This is a genomic window from Kitasatospora sp. NPDC057223 (assembly GCF_042669755.1).
Lineage (GTDB): Bacteria > Actinomycetota > Actinomycetes > Streptomycetales > Streptomycetaceae > Kitasatospora.
Window position 1 is genome coordinate 1 of sequence record NZ_JBHUWW010000003.1, and the last position, 18,945, is coordinate 18,945.

Annotated in this window: 14 protein-coding genes; 10 read left to right on the top strand and 4 right to left on the bottom strand. The window is 74.7% G+C overall.

Translation table 11 applies throughout. The features are described 5' to 3' along the window. Positions 1 to 34 precede the first annotated feature (34 nt). Positions 35 to 706, bottom strand: a complete 672-nt coding sequence (locus ACFUK0_RS02160; RefSeq protein WP_380246178.1) for a TetR family transcriptional regulator — start codon at positions 704 to 706, stop codon at positions 35 to 37. A gap of 142 nt (positions 707 to 848) precedes the next feature. Then, complete coding sequence (locus ACFUK0_RS02165) at positions 849 to 1,265, bottom strand: arsenate reductase ArsC (RefSeq protein ID WP_380246086.1); 417 nt, start codon at positions 1,263 to 1,265, stop codon at positions 849 to 851. Positions 1,266 to 1,386: 121 nt separating this feature from the next. Here ACFUK0_RS02165 and ACFUK0_RS02170 point away from each other — a divergent pair, with 121 nt between their 5' ends. Together ACFUK0_RS02170 and ACFUK0_RS02175 are read left to right on the top strand one after the other, a co-directional pair. Then, the gene (locus ACFUK0_RS02170) at positions 1,387 to 1,698 is read left to right on the top strand and encodes an ArsR/SmtB family transcription factor (RefSeq protein ID WP_380246087.1); all 312 of its coding nucleotides are present in this window, start codon (positions 1,387 to 1,389) and stop codon (positions 1,696 to 1,698) included. Between the two features lie 76 nt (positions 1,699 to 1,774). After that, positions 1,775 to 2,572, top strand: coding sequence for an aquaporin (locus ACFUK0_RS02175; protein ID WP_380246088.1), 798 nt, complete (start codon positions 1,775 to 1,777; stop codon positions 2,570 to 2,572). Positions 2,573 to 2,776: 204 nt separating this feature from the next. On the opposite strand, the gene ACFUK0_RS02180 is transcribed toward ACFUK0_RS02175, so the two are convergent. After that, a complete protein-coding gene (locus tag ACFUK0_RS02180; protein ID WP_380246089.1) occupies positions 2,777 to 3,187 on the bottom strand; it encodes a hypothetical protein in 411 nt (136 codons plus the stop codon). 802 nt (positions 3,188 to 3,989) lie between these two features. Here ACFUK0_RS02180 and ACFUK0_RS02185 point away from each other — a divergent pair. The 8 genes from ACFUK0_RS02185 (at position 3,990) to ACFUK0_RS02220 (ending at position 16,981) form a co-directional block, all read left to right on the top strand. Beyond that, complete coding sequence (locus tag ACFUK0_RS02185) at positions 3,990 to 5,669, top strand: hypothetical protein (RefSeq protein ID WP_380246090.1); 1,680 nt, start codon at positions 3,990 to 3,992, stop codon at positions 5,667 to 5,669. Positions 5,670 to 5,735: 66 nt separating this feature from the next. Continuing rightward, positions 5,736 to 7,001 carry a hypothetical protein gene (locus tag ACFUK0_RS02190; protein WP_380246091.1) on the top strand — a complete coding sequence of 422 codons (1,266 nt, stop codon included), beginning with the start codon at positions 5,736 to 5,738 and terminating at the stop codon, positions 6,999 to 7,001. A gap of 90 nt (positions 7,002 to 7,091) precedes the next feature. Further along, positions 7,092 to 8,348 (top strand): hypothetical protein, encoded by a 1,257-nt coding sequence (locus tag ACFUK0_RS02195; protein WP_380246092.1) that lies wholly within the window; start codon positions 7,092 to 7,094, stop codon positions 8,346 to 8,348. Beyond that, positions 8,345 to 9,661, top strand: coding sequence for an MFS transporter (locus ACFUK0_RS02200; protein WP_380246093.1), 1,317 nt, complete (start codon positions 8,345 to 8,347; stop codon positions 9,659 to 9,661). The genes ACFUK0_RS02195 and ACFUK0_RS02200 overlap by 4 nt, the downstream gene beginning before the upstream one ends. A 37-nt stretch (positions 9,662 to 9,698) precedes the next feature. Continuing rightward, positions 9,699 to 10,946, top strand: coding sequence for an acetyl-CoA carboxylase biotin carboxylase subunit family protein (locus tag ACFUK0_RS02205; protein ID WP_380246094.1), 1,248 nt, complete (start codon positions 9,699 to 9,701; stop codon positions 10,944 to 10,946). A gap of 70 nt (positions 10,947 to 11,016) precedes the next feature. Beyond that, on the top strand, positions 11,017 to 12,132 hold the full coding sequence (serC, locus tag ACFUK0_RS02210) for a phosphoserine transaminase (protein WP_380246095.1): 1,116 nt from the start codon (positions 11,017 to 11,019) through the stop codon (positions 12,130 to 12,132). 155 nt (positions 12,133 to 12,287) lie between these two features. Then, positions 12,288 to 12,767 carry a hypothetical protein gene (locus tag ACFUK0_RS02215; RefSeq protein WP_380246096.1) on the top strand — a complete coding sequence of 160 codons (480 nt, stop codon included), beginning with the start codon at positions 12,288 to 12,290 and terminating at the stop codon, positions 12,765 to 12,767. Continuing rightward, positions 12,764 to 16,981, top strand: coding sequence for a hypothetical protein (locus tag ACFUK0_RS02220; RefSeq protein WP_380246097.1), 4,218 nt, complete (start codon positions 12,764 to 12,766; stop codon positions 16,979 to 16,981). Before ACFUK0_RS02215 ends, ACFUK0_RS02220 begins: the two co-directional genes overlap by 4 nt. 145 nt (positions 16,982 to 17,126) lie before the next feature. On the opposite strand, the gene ACFUK0_RS02225 is transcribed toward ACFUK0_RS02220, so the two are convergent. Continuing rightward, positions 17,127 to 18,851 (bottom strand): beta-1,3-glucanase family protein, encoded by a 1,725-nt coding sequence (locus tag ACFUK0_RS02225; protein ID WP_380246098.1) that lies wholly within the window; start codon positions 18,849 to 18,851, stop codon positions 17,127 to 17,129. Positions 18,852 to 18,945: the final 94 nt, after the last annotated feature.

Genomic DNA, 18,945 nt, shown 5'->3' on the forward strand with positions numbered 1-18,945 from the left:
GGCTGCTGCCGACCGGCCCCCCTTGCGTGCGCGTTCAGTCCCGGCCGAGTCCGGCCTCGACGTCCCGGACGACCCGCCACATCGGTGTCCGGCGCCGGGTGATGACGATGACCACGTCGTCCTCCTCGGCCGCGGCGCCGGCGGCGGACGGCGTCGGTGTCCAGGTGGCCGCGACGTAGTCGAGCGCGCGGTCCATCTCGGCCGTCGCGTCACCCTCCCCGTCGGCGCGCAGCCAGGTGCGCAGGGCGTGGTTGTGCGCGGCGACCACGGCCGCGGCGACCACGTTGGCCCGCAGGGCGCCGTCGTGCCGGTCGGCGAACCGGCCCCGCAGGTAGTCGGCGAGGGTGCGCTCGTAGCTGCGGACCACGGACAGCTCGTAGGTGCGCAGGCCGGGGACCTTCTTGGTCAGGCGGTAGCGCTGCACCGAGAAGGTGGGGTTCTCGGCGTACATCCGCAGGACCAGGCGGGCGGCGTCGCAGACCCGCAGGACGGGGTCGTCCTCGTCCTCGCTGGCCTGCAGGAAGGCCGTCATGTCCTCCAGGCACTGCTCGTGGTCGGGGAAGACCACGTCCTCCTTGGAGGGGAAGTAGCGGAAGAACGACCGCCGGCCGACGCCGGCCAGCGCCACGATGTCGTCGATCGTCGTCTGCTCGTAGCCCCGCTCCAGGAACAGCCGGATCGCCGCCGCGACGAGGGAGTCGCGCATGGCGGGCTTCGCGGCGGCGGGGGCGGACGCCCGGTCGGCGGGCTGCGGGTCGGTCATGTCGTGAACCTAGCATTTTCCGACCAGGAAGCGGCACTCGGTACACCCGACAGAGGATACTGCGTACCGTGTGCCGCTTCCGGGATCAGCCCTCCCGGGCGGCGTCGATCTCGGCGATCAGGCCCTCGATCAGACCCTTGATCTCGTCCCGGATCGGCCGGACGGCCTCGACGCCCTGGCCGGCCGGGTCGTCCAGCTTCCAGTCGAGGTACGTCTTGCCGGGGTAGTACGGGCAGGCGTCGCCGCAGCCCATGGTGATCACGTAGTCGGACGCCTGGACGGCCTCGGCGGTGAGGATCTTCGGCGCCTGGTGGGAGATGTCGACGCCCAGCTCCGCCATCGCCGCGACCGCGGCCGGATTGACCCGCTCACCCGGGACGGAGCCGGCCGAGCGGACCTCGACCCGGTCGCCGGCGAGGTGGCGCAGGAAGCCGGCGGCCATCTGCGAACGCCCGGCGTTGTGGATGCAGACGAACAGCACGGAGGCGACGGGAGCGGGCATCGTTCTCATTCCTTCGGTTGCGCGGCCCGGTGCCCCGCCGGGCGGCCGGGGAAGGGCTCGGGAGGGCTCGGGAGGGCTCGGGCTCGCCAAGTGGGCCCGACGCCGGGTAACGTATCAGCCCATGGTGACGTCAGTCGACAGTGATGTATTGAAGATTCTGGCCGACCCGCTCCGGCTGCAGATCGTACGGCTCCTCGCCCGGGAGGCGCTGTGCACGACCCATCTGGTGGCGGAGACCGGCGCCCGGCAGACCAACCTGTCCAACCACCTCAAGGCTCTCCGGGACGCCGGCCTGGTCGACACCGAGCCCTGCGGGCGCTTCACCTACTACTCGCTCCGCGCCGAGGCGGTGGAGGCCCTGGCATCGGACTTCGCGTCACTGGCCGCCACCGCCCGCGAAGCCGCCGCGGCGGGCCGCAAGCGGTCCTGCTGACCCGCCCTTCCCAGCCCGACACCCGGCGGCCGGCCCCACCCGGCCCCGTCCACCCGCCCCGCCCGAGGAGCAACCCGTGAGCACCACCGCCGAGGCCGGACCCGAGCGACTGGCCGGGTCGGAGCCCACCGCGGCCGGACACCCGGCCGAACGTCCGGCTGAACCCCCGGCCGCCCCGCTGCCGAACCGGGTGGCCGCCGAACTGGTCGGCACCGCCGCACTGGTCGCCGTCGTCGTCGGCTCCGGCATCCAGGCCACCGGGCTGAGCCAGGACACCGGCCTGCAACTGCTGGCCAACTCGCTGGCCACCGTCTTCGGCCTCGGCGTACTCATCCTCCTGCTGGGGCCGGTCTCGGGCGCCCACTTCAACCCGGTCGTGACGCTCGCCGCCTGGTGGACGGGCCGCGCGGACCGCACGGGCCCCGGCCCGCACGAGGTCGCCGCCTACATCGCCGCGCAGACCGCCGGGGCGATCGGCGGGGCCGTCCTCGCCGATGCGATGTTCGGCGAGCCGCTGGTGCGATGGTCCGCCCACGACCGCTCGGCCGGGCACCTGCTGATGGGCGAGGTCGTCGCCACCGCGGGCCTGGTCCTGCTGATCTTCGGTCTGGCCAGGACCGGCGCCCTCCGCCTCGCCGCACCCGCGGTCGCCTGCTACATCGGCGCCGCCTACTGGTTCACCTCCTCCACCTCCTTCGCCAACCCGGCCGTCACGGTGGGCCGCGCCTTCACCGACACCTTCGCCGGTATCGCCCCCGGCTCCGTCCCCGGCTTCGTCGGTGCCCAGCTGCTCGGCGGCGCCGTCGGCCTGGGCCTGGTCGCCCTGGTCTTCGACCACCGCCGCCGCAGCGCGGCCGCAGCCGGCCCGAAGTGAGCCCGCCCTCCCGGAGCCGGCCGGGCACGGCCGCGCCGACCGGGGCGGGAGGGCAGCCGCCCCGGTGCACCCGCGCGCAGGCCCGGCCGGGCCGCCGACACGGCCCACGGACGGATCTCCCACTCGACGCTGCTCCGGCCGGACGAGTGCTCGAAGATGCCGGGCCAGTAGTACCTGAACGGGTGCCGGTCTCCGGGGCCCGTGTCACCACGTCCACGAATCCGGCCGGGCTCGCCCCCCGGAAGGTCCCGTCCAGGTCGCCCGAGCCGGTACCCGGCTCGTACAGGTACCCGTAGGTGGCGCCGGACCGGTGCCCGCCTCGTACACGTGCCCGTAGGTGGCGCCGGGCCGGTGGTCGACGAACACACCCCCGTCGGCGGGCAGCGCGAGCGGCACACACTGATGCAGGCGGCCTACGAGGTCCTCCTCGTCCCACAGCTCGGCCTCGGTGTTCTCCCGGCCGATGCCGACGAGGACCCGGTGCCCCGCCGCGATCTCGGTGGTCACGGCGAGCCGGTGGCACAGCGGCAGGATTCCGCCGGCCGGGAAGCCCTCCTGCCCCGCCCCGTGGTTCCACTCGGGCTCGACGGCACCGTTGCGCCGCTCCAGCGGCATTCCGCGCTCCGGGTGGAGGACGAAGCCCAGCTGCTGCTCCAGGGCGGCGAGCTCGCCCGCCGTGGCCCCGGAGCCGGTCCGAACATAATTGATGACAACATGTCAACATGCTTCTCCGGTAGGCCAGTTGACGTCACGGCGGGAGATCCCGCTTTCATCGCGAAAGGACGGCCGCGGCCGAATTCGACGAATTCCATGTGCCGGGCCAATTCGGGCATTCGCCCTCCCACGAACCGATCCTGATCAGAACCGGACGCCGTCCGACGGCCGTACCAGTGGAGCCGGCCCTCCCGCAACTCTCGGGACGGTGCCGTGAACCCGGCCTCTCGGCATCGGGGGTTCTCCCCTCCTCGCCCTGCCGTCGGGGCAGGATCCCGCTCGGGCGAGTGCATCAGGACTGGTCCGGGCCGTTCGTCTGCGCCGTTCGACGCCGGGGAGCGACACCGCCACCCGCACCCGGGCCTGCGGATGCGCCGAGGATAAATGGGGCACTCCAGAGGGAACGGGGAATTTGGGTACTTGTCTTGATATTCCTTGCCGCAGAAGGCCGTTGCCAAGTTTGTTAATCCACTGGTAACCTCCTGTTCGCTCGGATGTTCCACTCAGTTGACGTTCCGTCTGCTGGACGTGAGACCCCGATGCATTTCTTCTGGCATCCAGCGCCGCATGCCGGTTCCAAGACTCTTTTCGACGCCGGCCCATGCTCCGGCGGCACCGCCATGGGGGAACGACAGTGGCAATACTTCGTACGGAGCGTTTCTCCGATCTCATTTCCAGATGCGCGGAGGAAGCCGACTCCCTGGTGCGCGCCGCCGATGCCGCGCGTCACGTGGCCACGCTCGGCGGGCGGCTGCCGGCGGAGCTGGGGTTCGCGGCGCTGACCCCGGAGGAGGCGCTCGTCCTGGAGGCGGCCGAGGCCGCCGGGGCCACGGTGCACTGCACCGTGTCGCAGTCCGTCCGCAGCGACCGTCTGCTGATCGCCCCGACGGGCCGTCTGAGCATCGTGGTGGCGGGCCGGGAAGCCTCGCCGGAGGCGGCGTTCGTCGGAGAGCTGGAGTGGCACGGGCGCCGGCCCGCCGACCTGGACGAGCAGTTCGCACACCTGCGTGCGGCGGGCGCGACGAGCCGCGAACAGATCAAGAAGTGGCTGGTGGCCGAGGACGGCGACCGGGCGCTCGTCCTCCTGCGGCGGCTGCGGAACACGCTCCAGCACGTCGGCCCGATGCTGGTCCACATCGGGGACCGCTCCTACACGAACCTCGGCAAGGGCGCGAACCTGGTCGGCAAGTCCGTCGCGGTCGACTCACCGCGCTGCCTGCTCACCGCGCTGGAGCCCGTCCCCGTCTGGGAGTGGGCGGCGGAGGACTGCGCGTTCCTGGTGCTGATGAGCGTGCTCATCGCGTCCGGCACCCCCTCGCGCACCGAGGAGTTCAGCGGCACCCAGCTCTCCGCGGAGCGGCTGGAGCCGTTCGTCCGCGGCCGCCTGGCGGCATACGGCCGGCCGGTGCCGCCGGACGTGGAGACGCTCCCCGTCGTGGAACGCCTCCGGAAGCTGGCCGAACTGTCCGCCGAAGGGCGGGTGGCCGCGATGGCCGGCGGGGCGGCCGTCTACCGCGTCGTCCAGGGCATGACCATCAACAAGGAGGAGCGGGTCCTCGATGAGCCGGTCGACGGCTCCGACCTCCCCGACTCCGTCCTGGCGCTGCTGCAGCCGTACCTCACCCCGGCGCAGCTCGGTGACCTGCGCGATCCGGCTGCCCTGGCGGCGGCCTGGGCGCCGTGCGTCCCGGGCCTGCACGAGCCGTCGGACGCCGGGTTCTCCTCCCGCTTCGAGGAGTTGCTGCACCGGATCGTCGCCGTCGCCACCTCGGCCACCGGCTCGCACGTCGGCATGTCGCGCGGTCCCAAGGACATCGGCCTGCTCGGGCGGCTGCTCGCCGAGGGGGACCCGGCGCCGGGTGACTGGAAGACCAGCGACTACTACTGCTGCGTCGTCCCCACGACCGATTTCGTCGACCGCTTCGCCGCCGCGCCGGACAGCCTCGTCCAGGTGGTGCGGGCCATCGCCGCCCGGATGCGCTGGAACGGCTGGCACTTCATGCCGCCGGTCGCCGGGCCGCCGGAGCTGTTCCAGGACCGCGACTGGTTCTACCCGCCGTCGATGCCCGACATCACCGAGTGGACCTCCCACCACCACCAGGGGCACATCGCCAACGGCGTACGGCACGCGATCCGCGTACCGCTGCCGCTGGTCCTCGGCGGCACCGCCCGCCCGGGTATCCACGACTTCCGTCTGATGCGTTCGGACGGCGATCCGTACGGGCTCCCCGAGCTCCGGGCCGCCATCGCGATCTCCCGGGTCCTGCAGGGGCTCTACCAGGCCCACGCCTCCGCCCTGGAGGCCGCCGGTACGAGCCTGGTCGTCGCGGACTTCAACAACCGCTGGTACCAGGCCCGCTACCAGCCGCCCGTCGAGGCCTGACCCCGGGCGGGGCCGACGCACCCCGTATGATCCGCCGATACCCCAGGACAGCAGGACAACCCGCAGATGAGAGTTGGTGCCGAGGACATGGGCCCGGACGTAGCAGCAGCCGGCCGCAAGGTGCTGATCGTCGGCTGGAAGGCCAAGGCCATCGAGGCCCTCACCCGCCACGGCGCCGAAGTCACCAGCGTGGTCACCCCGGACGAGGCGGTGAAGTGCCGCCGGCTCGGGACGGGACGGACGCTGGTGGTCGCCGACACCGGCCGCGCCGAGGAGGTCGCGGCGGTACTGGCCCGGCAGCAGGAGTCCGCCGCCGACTTCGACGTGGTCTGCAGCCCGCAGGAGTTGACCGTCCTGACGGCGGCTCTGCTCGGCACGCCCGGCGGGAACTCGGCGATCCCGCTGCGGGCCGCGCTGGCGCTGCGCGACAAGGCGATACAGAAGGCGGCCGTGCGGGCCGCCGGCCTGCCGGTCGCCGCGTGCACGGTGGTGGCCCGCACGGCCGACCTGCTCACCGCCGCCGACCAGGGGCCGGTGGTGGTGAAGCCGCTCAGCGGGGCCGGCAGCGCCGACACCTACCGGGTCGAGGACGCAGCGCAGGCCGCCGGACTCGCCGCCCGGCTCGGCGAGCAGGGCTCGTCCGGGCCGTGGCTCGTCGAGGAGTTCGTCCACGGCGAGGAGCTCCAGGTGGACGGCGTGGTCCGGGGCGGCCGGCTGCTGCGGATGTCCGTGGGCCGCTACCTGGACAACCTGATCCGGATCCACGACGGCGGCCTGGCCGGCTCGGCCGCGCTGGCGCCCGGCGCCCACCCGGAGCTGTACCGCAGCCTGCGCGAGCACGCCTCGACCGCCCTGGAGGCGATCGGATTCACCGACGGCGTCTTCCACATGGAGGTGTTCGCCGGGCCCGGCCGGATCGTGTTCAGCGAGTGCGGCGGCCGGGTGGGCGGCGCGCTCACCGACGAGATGCTGCGCCACCGCTTCGCGACGGACATCTACGACGAGTGGGCGCGCGCGGTGCTCGGCCTGCCCTCCGACGCGGCCGGGGAGATCCCGGATCCGGGCGACAGCGTCGGCTACATCCACCTGACCACCCCGCCCGGGCGGGTGGTGGCGATGCCCACCCGCGAGGAGGTGGCGGCCCGCCCCGGTGTGCTGCACGCGGAGCTCGACATCAGCGTCGGCGACGTGGTCGGCGACCTGACGGCCAGTTCGCACCTGCGGGCGGCGCGGGTGCTGGTCCGCGGCCGGGACGACGTGAGCGTCGCCGAGGACCTGCGGGCGCTGGCCCGCTGGTTCGGGCAGGCGGTCCAGCTCGCCCCGGCGCCGTGAGCACCGCACGCGCCGTGAGCGCCACACGCGCCACGAGCGCCGCACAGGTGCCCGCCGAACGTTCCGACGCCACTTCATGGAGCCGTTGAGATGACAGCAACCACGCCGACCGGCCCCCGCCAGCCCGAACGGCAGCCGGTGGTGGTCCTGGGCTGGAAGCCCACCGAAGTCCTGGAGGCCCTCGGCCGATACGGCGCCGAGGTCGTCTGCGTGTGCGAGCCCGCCGACGCGGCCGCCGCCGAGAAGTCGGGTGTCGCCGACCGGGTCGTGATGACGGCCTCCCTCGCCGACGCCGGCGAGGTGGTCGCCGCGCTGGTGCGCGAGCGCGTGCCGCTCACCGAGGACAGCATCGTCTGCTCGGCCGACGAATTCCCGCTGGTCACCGCGTCGGTGGCCGGTGAGGCCCTCGGCTGCCGGTCCTGGCCGGTCTCCCGGGCGCTGGCCCTGCGCGACAAGTTCGTGCAGAAGCTGCTGATCCGCGCCGCCGGGATCCCGGTCGCCGACGCGCACCAGGTGGACCGGCTCGCCGACCTCGCCGGCGTGCCCTTCGAACCCCCCTACGTGGTGAAGCCGTTCGACGAGGCCGGTGTCCGGCGGACGGTCCTGGTGGCCACCACCGAGCAGGCCGAGGAGATCGCCGCCCGGGGCGGGGCGGAGGACCAGGGGCCGTGGCTGGTCGAGAGCTTCGTGCCCGGCGGGGAGCTCCACGTCGACGGCGCCGTCCGGGCCGGCCGCCTCGAACTGGTCAGCGTCTCGCGCTACCTGAACAACGTGATGGCGTTCCGCGACGGCGGCCTGGTCGGCTCGACGCTGCTCGATCCCGAGGAGCACCCGGGCCTGTACGCGGCCGTCTCCGACGTGACGGCCCGTTCGCTGAACGCCCTGGGGCACCCCGACGGGGTGTTCCACCTGGAGCTGTTCGAGCAGGACGAGCTGCTGGTGTTCGGCGAGTGCGCCGGGCGGGTCGGCGGCGGCCGGGTCGACACGGTGGTCGGCCTGAAGTTCGGTGTGGACCTCCACGACGAGTGGGCCCGCGCCGTCCTCGGGCTGCCCTCGGCGGCCGGCTCGGGCCTGCGCGACAGGCGGACCTTCGGGTGGCTGCACCTGCCCGCCGTCGCCGGACGCGTCACCGCCATGCCCGGGCCGGACGAGATCCGCTCGCGGCCCGGCGTCGAGGTGGTCGAGATGAAGGCCGAGGTCGGCGGCGTGATGGCGGACGTCCGCAAGGACTCCAACTCCCGGGCCGGGCGCGTGGTCGTCTCCGGGGACGGCGCCGCCGAGGTCGAGCAGCGCCTGCGCGACCTCGCGGACTGGTTCCGCGCCGCCGTCCGGGTCGAGCAGGCGTGAGCTCCCCGATCGCCGCCCGGCTGGCGGGCCTGCTGCCCGCCGGCCGGGCCGGACGCACCCTCGCCGCAGGCTCGTTCGTCGACGCGTTCGGGTCCGGCCTGTTCCTGGCGACCTCGACGCTGTACTTCGTCGGCACGGTGGGCATCACGCCCTCCGCGGTCGCGCTGGCGCTGGCCGTGGCGGGCTGCCTCGGCCTGCTGAGCGGCGCCCCGAGCGGCCGGCTGGCCGACCGGTTCGGAATCCGTCCGGTCTACCTGGCCCTGCTCGCGCTGCGCGGCCTCTCCTACGGCCTGTACACGCTGGTCGGCGGATTCCCCGGGTTCCTGCTGGTCACCTGCCTGGCCACGGTGCTCGACCGGGCCTGCTCCCCGCTCAACCAGGCGGCCGTGCGGCAGGTCGTCGGGGCCGAGGACCGCAACCGGACGATGGCCTCCATCCGGGCGCTGCGCAACGTCGGCTACACGGCCGGCACCCTGGCCGCCGCCTCGGTGGTGGCCGCGCACAGCACGACGCTGATCCGCCTGCTGTTCGTCGTCAACGGCGTGACGTTCCTGGTGACCGCCTGGTGCTCCCGGCGGGCGCTGACCATCACCGCCGCCCCGGCCACCACGCCCGCCACCGTCCCGTCCGCCGTCCCCGGCCCCGGTGCCGCCGCCCCGGACGGCCTGCCCGCCGGCGTCCCGTCCCCGTTCCGCAGTCCCGCGTTCATGGCGCTGACCGTCGGCAACGCGCTGATGTGCCTGCACGACACGGTGCTGATCGTGCTGCTGCCGGTGTGGGTCGTGCACCACCAGGCGATCCCGGCGGGCATCGTGCCCGTCCTCCTGGCGGTCAACACGGCGCTGACCGTGGTCGTCCAGCTCTGGATCTCGTCCCTGGACGTGGACCGCAGGCAGGCGCTGCGGCTGCTCTGGGCGGCGGTCGTGACGCTGGTCGCGGCCTGCGGCCTGTTCGCGGTGGCCGGGACCGGTCCGGTGGCCGTCGGGATCACCTGCGTGGCCGCCGCGGTGGTGCTGCTCACCGTCGGCGAGAACCTGCACGCGGCGACCTCGTGGTACCTGTCCGACGCGATGGCGCCGCCGCAGGCGTACGCCCGCTACCTCGGCGCGTTCACCACCAGCGTCACCGCGCACGGGCTGCTCGGGCCCGCCCTCGTCCTCGGCGTGCTGTTCCCGTTGGGGACGGCCGGCTGGGCGGCCCTCGCCCTGCTCTTCGCGGCCGGCGCCGGCGGGATGAGCCTGGGAGCCGCCGCACGGCCCGAGCCCGCCCCACCGCCGCCCGCACCCCAGACCGCACTGTCGACCGGCACCTGACCTCCGGTCCGCCACCCACCCAGCAGGAGAGACACACATGGCAACCCAACCCACCGTGATCTACGTCGGCACCAGGCGCGGCCCCCACGAGGCCAATCGGGCGCTGATGGCCGCCCGCGACGCCGGGTACCGGGTGGCGCTGCTGGGCTCCAAGGCCCCCGGCATCCAGGACGACCTCATCCACGACTTCGAGAAGGCCAACCTCTCCAACCGGGCCGACGCCCTGGAGGCCGCCCTGCGGCTCGCCGGGCGCACCGGTGCGAGCGGCGCGCTGGCCTGGACCGACGGCGGTGTCGAGCTGGCGGCGGCGATCTCCGAGAAGTGCGGGTGGCGCGGTGTGCCCGTCGAGGCCGCGCACCGGGCCCGCAACAAGCACTCGATGCGGCAGGCCCTCGCCGGCCGCCCCGACCTGATCCCGCAGTTCCGGCACGTCACCTCGCTGGAGCAGCTGCTCGCGGCCCGCGCCGAGATCGGCGCTCCCGCCGTGCTCAAGCCGGCCGGCGGCAGCGGCAGCCGCTCCATCCTCCAGGTCGAGCCGGACACCGACCTGACGGCCCTGTACGCGCAGGCCACCGCACTCACCCTGCCGTCCGTCGCCTCGATCTTCGCCGACTACCCGGGCGAGTTCGTGTACGAGGAGCGCCTCGGCGGCACCGAGCACAGCGTCGAGGGCTTCGTCCACGACGGCCGGACCTACATCGCGGGCATCACCGACAAGCAGGTGACCTTCCCGTACTACGTCGAGTACCAGGAGATCCACCCCAGTGCGCTGCCGAGCGCGGCCGTGGACGCCGTGCACGCGCTGACCGTCGAGGTCACCCGCGCGATCGGGCTCGACTGGTGCGGCTTCCACCTGGAGTGCCGGGTCCTGCCGGACGGCACCGCGAAGCTGCTGGAGATCGCCGCCCGCCCCGGCGGCGGGTTCATCACCTCCCACCTCGTTCCCGGCAGCACCGGCATCCCGTTCCACGGCAACCTGGTGCGGCTGACCGCCGGCGAGGTGCCGGACATGGAGCACCGCCACAGCGCGCACTTCGGCGCGCGCAGCATCCTCAGCCCGACCGAGGGCGTGTTCCAGGGCTTCGACGGGCTGGACGACGTCCTGCGGGTCGGCGGGGTGGAGCACTTCGTCTTCGGCGCCGGGACCGGTGACCAGATCGTGCTGCCGCCCGGCGACGCCGGCAGCTGCGAGCTGGCCAGCGTGCTCGTGCGCGCGGCGGAGTTCCAGGACGTCGAGGCCGCCCTGGAGCGCGCCGCCGCACTGGCCCGGCCCCGGATCGGCTAACACCGGCCACCACCCGCCGCTGTTGCCGGGCAGCGGCGCACCATCCACTCCGACGTGAAAGACCTGTGACGTGAGCGACCTGATCATCCCCTCCGAGCTGAAGCCCGCCGACGGGCGTTTCGGCTCCGGGCCCTCCAAGGTCCGCCCCGAGTCGCTGGCGGCCCTGGCCGCCGCCGGCCCGGTGTTCGGCACCTCGCACCGCCAGGCCCCGGTCAAGGCCGTGGTCGGGCGGGTCCGGGCCGGCCTCGCGGAGCTCCTGGACCTCCCGGACGGCTACCAGGTCGTGCTCGGCAACGGCGGCGCGACGGCCTTCTGGGACGTCGCGGCCTACGGCCTGATCGGGAACAGGTCCCAGCACCTGGTGTTCGGCGAGTTCTCCGCGAAGTTCGCCGCCTCCGCCACCACGCCGTGGCTCGCCGCGCCCACCGTGCGGCGGGCCGAGCCCGGCACGCTCGTACCGGCCGCCGCCGAACCGGGCGTGGACGTCTACGCGTTGACGCACAACGAGACGTCGACCGGCGTCGTCGCCCCCGTCCGGCGGGTGGAGGGCGCCGACGAGGGCGCGCTGACGCTGGTCGACGGCACGTCCGCCGCCGGCGGTGTCGCGGTGGATGTCGGCCAGTGCGACGCCTACTACTTCGCCCCGCAGAAGAACCTCGGCTCGGAGGGCGGCCTGTGGATCGCCGCCCTGTCCCCCGCCGCCGTCGAGCGCGCCGGGGCGATCGCCGCCTCGGGCCGCTACATCCCGCCGTTCCTCTCCCTGACCTCGGCGATCGAGAACTCCGCCAAGGACCAGACCTACAACACGCCCTCGCTCAGCGCGCTGATCCTGCTGGCCGACCAGGTCGAGTGGCTCAACTCCCAGGGCGGTTCGGCCTGGGCGGCGGCCCGCACCCGGGACTCCTCCTCCCGGCTCTACACCTGGGCCGAGAAGTCCCCCCTGGCCGCGCCGTTCGTCGCCGACCCGGCGCTGCGCTCCCCCGTGGTCGCCACCGTCGACTTCGCCGACAGCGTCGACGCGGCGGCCGTCTCGGCGGTCCTGCGCTCCAACGGGATCGTCGACACCGAGCCGTACCGCAAGCTCGGCCGCAACCAGATCCGGGTCGCCTGCTACCCGTCGGTCGACCCCGCCGACGTCGAGGCGCTGACCGCCTGCATCGACTACGTCGCCGAGCGGCTCGGCTAGTCACCGTCCGGCCCCGGTCCGGCCCCGGTCCACAGCCGGGGCCGGACCGGACGGTCCGGTGCGGAGCCCGTTCGATTCCGGCGCGGCGGCATCGGTGGCACCATGTCAGATACCGGTGCTGGTAGGGGATCCGGGGTCGCAGTCGAGGAGGACGGATGCTCACCGAGTCGTTGGTCGCACTGGCCGGTGCGGGGGGTACGGCGGTGGTCGGGGCGATGGCCACCGATGCCTGGCAGTCCACCAGGGCGGGCGCGGCCCGGCTGTTCGGGCGGGACGGCGAGAGCCGGCACGACGTGATCACGGCCCGGCTGGAGCACGACGCCGGGCTGGTGGCCCGCGCCTCGGAGCCCGACCGGGCGCGCGGGGGCCTCGCGCCTGCCTGGCAGATCGAGTTGGAGGCCCTGCTGGAGGAGCAGCCCGGCCTCGCCGGGGAACTCCGGGCGTTCGTGGACCGGACGGTGGCCGCCCTCCCCCGGGCCGAGCAGAACTGGACGCTCAACGTCACCGCCAGGGACCACGGCCGGGCCTTCGGCGCGCTCGGCGGCAACGTGGTGGTGTACGAGTCCGGTACGGCCGAGCCGCCCCGGCCGCCGGCACCCGACCGGCGCGAGGAGGCGGCCGGGGAGTCGCCGTGACGACGTCCGGGGCCGCCTCCGACGCCGCCGGGACGCCACCCCCCACCGCTCGGCACGTCGGTCAGCACGTCGTCGCGGAGGCCGGCTTCGCCTACGGCGCGATCGGCGCGGACATCCACGTGTTCGGCGACGGCACACCCGTCTACCTGCTGGCGAACTGGCACCCCGAGGGCCCGGCGGACGGCGCCTGGCTGCGCGAACTGCCGAGCCGGATGCTCAACGCCCGCTGGGAGGTGGTCGGGTTCACCGGACGGGCCGAGGACCTCGCCCGGCTACGGTCCTGGTGCGCGGACGGCCCCCGGCTCGCCGTCCGGTGGCTGCACGCCCCCGGGGGTCAGGGCAAGACCCGCCTGGCCGCCCAGCTGGCCCGGGAGTCGGCCGCCGAGGGCTGGAAGGTCGTCACCGCCACCGAGGGCCCGGGCAGCGTCCTGCCGCCACCCGGCAGCCAGGACCTGCGCCTGGACGGCGTGGCCGGGCTGCTGCTGATCGTCGACTACGCCGACCGGTGGCCGCTCTCGCACCTGACCTGGCTGCTCAGCAACGCCCTGCTGCACCACCCGGCCGTCCCGGCGCGCGTCCTGATGATCGCCCGCGACAACGGCCCGTGGCCCGCCGTCCGCGCGGCACTGGCCGACCACCGGGCCGGCACCTCGGCCCAGGCACTGGCCCCGCTCGGCGACGGGGGCGCCGACCCCGGCGACCTGCGCGGCCGGATGTTCCGCGCCGCACTGGACGGCTTCGCCGCGCGGTACGAGGCCCGGGCCCCGGGGCCCGCGGCGCCGCCGCCCTGGCTGGACGGTCCCGAGTTCGGGCTGACCCTGGCCGTCCACATGGCCGCGCTGGTGACCGTCGACGCCCGCTCGACCGGCCGGCGGACACCGACCGACATGGCCGGGCTGACCCTGTACCTGCTGGACCGCGAGCACCTGCACTGGGCCCGCCGGCACGGCGACGGCACCCACCGGCTCGGCGAGGGCACCCACCGGCCGGGCAGCCGGGCGGCCCCCGAACCCTGGGCCACCCCGCCCGAGGTGATGAACCGCGTGGTCTTCACCGCCGCCCTGACCGGCCCGCTGGCGCGGCCGGCCGGAACGCACGCGATAGGCCGGCTGGACCTCGCCCTCCCGGCGGACGCCGTACTGGCCGACCACGCGAGCTGCTACCCGCCCGCCGACCCAGCCCGCGCCACCGTCCTCGAACCGCTCTACCCCGACCGCCTCGCCGAGGACTTCACCGCCCTCACCCTCCCCGGCCACCTCGCCGACTACCCGGCCCGGGCATGGGCGCCGCAGACCGTCCGCGCGCTCACGGACGGCCAGCCGTACCCCGGTTGGATCCGGCGCAGCGTCCTCCAGCTGGCCACGGCCGCCGACCGCTGGCCGCACGTCGGCTCCGAGCACCTCTTCCCGCTGCTGCGCGAACGGCCCCGGCTGGCGGTCGAGGCGGGCAGCCCGGCGCTCAGCGCGCTGGCCGCGCTGCCGGACGCCCCGCTGGACCTGCTGGAGGCCGTCGAGGCGCACCTCCCCTCCCACGACCGCACCGACCTGGTCACGGGGGCGGCCGACCTGGCCGGCGTGCTGGCGCGCCGACGGCTGGCCCGGACGAGCGACCCCGCTGAGCAGGCCGCGATCCACAGCCGCCTCGCGGTCGCCCTCGCCGGGGCCGGCCGCTACCGCGAGAACCTCGCCGCGCTGCGGGAGGCGGCCCGGCTCTACCGGCCGCTGGCGGCCGCCGACCCGCAGGCCTTCGAGGAGGCGTTCGCCCGGGTCCTGTCCAACCTCGCCAACCGCCTCGGGCGGTACGGCCGGCAGGTGGAGGCGCTCGCCCTCTCCCGGGAGGCCGTGGACATCGCCCGGCGGCTCGGCTGGCTGGACGCCGGCACCCCGGTGTCGGCCGGCGGCGCCCTGCTGGTCAACCTCGCCGGCAGGCTGCGCGCCGTCGGCCGCACGGTGGAGGCGCTGGAGACCGAGCACCGGGCGTTCGAGATCTTCCGGCGGCTGTCCCGGGCCGACCCCAGCGAGGACCGGCACCTGGCAGCCTGCCTGGTCAATCTCGCCTCGCTGCTGCCGCTGAACTACCTTCAGGGCAGGGGCGCCCTGGCCGCCTTCGAACAGGCCGTCACCCTGTACCGCCGCCTCGCGGCCGACGACCCGCCCCGCCACGAGGCGAGCCTCGCCTACGCCCTGACCGTGCTGGCCGGCCGGACCGTCGGCTACAACCAGCTCGCCGAGGGCATCGCCAAGGCCATGCCGGACAGTGCCCACCTGCCGCCGGTCGCCGCGGACTGGCGGCAGCGGGCGGTGGCCCTCGCCGCGGAGGCGGTCGAGATCGACCGGCGCCTGCTGGCCGCCAGTCCGGCCGTACTGGAACTCCAACTGGCCGACGGGCTCCTGATCCTGCACAACACCCTGGCCGCCGCCGGCCGGCCCGCCGAGGCCGCCGCCGCCCTGGAGGAGAGCACAGCGGTACGGGCACGCCTCGCGGACCCGGCCTCCGCCGCCCTGCCGGCCGACCCCGCCGAGTACTCGGGGCCGCCGGACCACCGGGCGGAGTCGATGGCGGCCGCCCGCGCCGGAGTCGACCTCTTCGTGTACCTGGCCGAGACCGACCCCGCGAGGTACCGCCCGGGGCTGGCCGACGCCCTCGAACAGGTCGGCGCCGTAGCACCCTTCGGCCTGGACGGGCTGCCCGACCGCGAGAGCGTCCTCCCGCACTGGCGGCTGCTCGCGGAGGCCGACCTGCCGCTCCACGGCCCGGGTCTCGTCCGGACGCTCGCCCTGATCTCCTCCGTCCAGCGCACCGCCGGGCTGGACGCGGCCGCCGCGCGGACCGCGGAGCAGAGCGAGCGGTGGGCGGCCCGGATCGCCGCCGCCCTGGCGGAGGCGGGCCGGCTGCGCCTCGCCTCCCGGATTCCGTGGGGGACGGCCGAGGACATCGACCGCGAGGCCCGGCGGCTCACCGCCGCCGGGGACGCCACCGGGCTGTGGGCGTTGACCCTTGCCGTCCCCCTGGCGGACGGCATCCGGCTCGCCCGAGCGCTCGACGGCCGCCGGCTCCCGCCCGACCCGGCCGCCCGGGAACTGGCCGGGCGCCTCGCGGCCGCGGAACCCCCCGCGCTCCCGCGCCACGGCGCCACGGCGCCGCACAGCGCGCTGCCCACCTACTACGGGAGCGGGGAGGGCATCTCCTTCGCCCACGGCCTGCCCGCGCTGGCGATGCACGGCATCCAGTCGGACGGCAGCTGGGCCCTCGGCGCGCTCGACCTCGGCAGCGGCCGTCTGAAGCGGCTCCAGCACGGCGACCGCCAGGAGTGGACGTCGATCGCCTGCCTGGGCCCGCGCCGCGCCGTCGCGCTGCGCCGCCTGCCGGAACCCCCGGACCAGGAACTCGTCCTGCTCGACCGGGGCGCCGAAGAGCGTCTCGCCTGGGGCAACGCCCTGCGCGGCGCCCAGGTGTCGGCGACCGCCACCGGCTACGTGGTGGGCCTGTCGATGATGCGCGCCGTCCTGGTCGGCACCGGCAGGGAGTTCCCGGAGCGGGTCGACCTGGAGCACACCGGGCTGTGGCGCTGCGACCGCCTCGCCGTCGACCCGGCGGGCAGCAGGATCGCCCTGGTGGACGGCCGCCTGCTGGTGGTCACCGAGCTCCCCGACGCGCGGGTGGTGGCCGCGGCCCCGGCGCCCGGCGCGGCGCACGCCGTCTTCCTCGGACCCGACCGGCTGGTCACCGCCGGCGCGGACGGCGGGCTGCGCGTGTGGGAGGTGCGCGGCGAGGAGCTGCGGCCGGTCGTCGAGGCGCGGACACCGGTCATGCAGCCCCTGTTCACGGTGCCCGCCTGGCGTCTCGTCGGCGGCTGGGCGTTCGGCGCGTTGCGGTTCCACGACTCCGACACGCTGGAGCAGGTGGCGGAGCCGCCGGCGACCTCGGGGTTGCTGGAGCTCACCACGACCTGGATCTCCTCGGCCGACGGCCGGTTCGTGCTGCACGGCGGCTGGCCCCCGCAGTCCGACCCCGAGCAGGAGCCGCGCAACCTGGTGTACGACCTCCAGCACCCGCTGGCCTGGCTGGCCCGCCCCGCGGCGGCCGTCGCACCGGCCGACCTGCCGACGCTGGACGGCCTGGCCCGGCGCGCCGACCGCAGGCTCCGGCCGCTGCTGCGCCTCCTGAGGGACGTCTGCGCCCACCGCCTCGGGCCGGCCGGGCCGAACGGCTGAGCCGGGCCCGTCGGTCCGGCACCGGTGTGCGGACCGACGGGCCCGGGACGGACGGGCGCGGGACGGACGGGCGCGGGACGGACGGGCGCGGGACGGACGGGCGCGGCTGCGGCGTGCGGTGTGCGGCGTGCGGTGTGCGGCGCCGTCAGGCGAACGTGAACCAGTTGACGTTGACGAAGTCGGCGGGCTGTCCGCTGTCGAAGGTCAGGTAGACGTCATGGGTGCCGGTGGTGCGGGCGATGTCGGCGGGGACGGTGCGCCAGCTCTGCCAACCGCCGGTGTTGGCGACGGCGAAGCTGCCGACCGGCGTCCCGGTGGGGCTGCCCAGTCTGACCTGGACCAGGCCGCTGACCCCGGCGGCGGCGCCGGAGGCGACCCGGGCGTCGAAGCGGGTGGCTCCGGAGCTGCCGAAGTCGACCGCCGGGTACTTCAGCCAGACGCCGTTGGCGAGCCGCCCCATGTCGGTGCCGCCTCCCGTGTCCGAGCAGGGTTCGGCGCTCCCGCCGGAGGCCGCGCCGAAGGCCTCCGCCTGGATGGTGCCGAACGCCCCGACCCCTGCGGCGCCCCCGGTGGCGGTGGCGGTCGGGGCGGGAGTGGTGGCGGTGGCGGTCGGCGTCGGGCTCCCCGGGCCGGGGCCGCCCGCCGCACCGCCGACGGAGATGGTGAACAGGCCGGGGCTGCCGGACTGCACCTTGCCCTCGAAGTCCACGCCGGCGGGGTGCACGTCGTCGTACGGGAAGGCGTACCCGAGTCGGTCCGGGGTGCTGGAGTGCAGGATCCGGGCGTAGTGGTTGGTGCGGGCGCGCGTGTAGAAGGCCGCCGGGTTCTCGGCGGTCGGCTGGTCCGGGTTGTCGAGCAGAGTGGTGCGGTTGAAGGCGGCGGCCAGTCGCGCGCTCAGGTTGCCCATGAGGTCGTTGCCGGTCGTGAAGGGAGCGTCGCTGCACGAGAAGACCGCCAGGGTGGAGGGCCGGCCGAAACTGCCGACCCCGGGGAACGTCAGCGTGTCGCCGTTCACCCGGCCCGTCACGGTGCCCCAGGTGAACTGGGTGTCGATCCGGAGGTCGGTGGAGCGGTAGCGGTTCCACACCTCGTCGACGTAGCCGTCGAAGTAGCCGGCGAACAGCGCGGGGTTCCCCCGGATCGCCAGGTTGGGGCTCAGCACCCGCAGGTCGGCGCCGTTCCTGGTGACGATCAGGCGGCTCCAGTCGCTTCCGTCGGCGGCGGCCTGGGCCCGCAGGGCGGCCGCCACCCGGTCGAGCCCGTCGCCCGGGAGGCCGGCGACCGTCTGGACGCCCTCCGGGGTCTCCAGCCGGAACGAGATCGGCAGCCCGACCATGTCGACGAAGGTGATGTTGGCGTACAACTGATCGCTGTTGTAGGTGAATTCGCAGAAGTCGTGCCGGACGTCCACGTTCGGGTCGGTGGGGTTGCTCACGGACGGCAGGGCCAGCCCGCCCCCGCGGTTCGTCAGGAAGGTGAGCCGGGCACCGACCGAGAAGTAGATCCGCCCGCTGTCCAGGCGGGGCAGGGTCACCCGGCGGGCGGCGGCCCCCGGCTTGTTGAGGGCGATCGCGCAGTCCACGCCCAGCGGCGTCCCGTCGGCGGTGGGGGACGGCGGGTGGTGCAGGGTGACACCGTCCGACCGGATGAAGGCCCAGTTGCCGCCGGCCGCGGGGTCGCGGCCCAGGACGTAGGCGTAGACGGTGTCGCTGCCCGTCGTGTTGACCAGGTCGAGCGGGAGGGTGGCGAGCGTGGAGGCGGTCGCGGCCGACTCGATCCAACGGGCACCGGCGGGCACGGCCAGGGCCAGGGCGGCGGCGCCGACGAGAAGCTTCCGGCGGGACATCGGCCGGTGATGACGGGCGGTCATGGGCAGTCGCTTCCTTCACGGGGACGGGGTGTGATCAGGGCGGGGTGTGAGCAGGGCGGGGCGTGAGCAGGACGGGCCGCGGGTGCGACCGGCG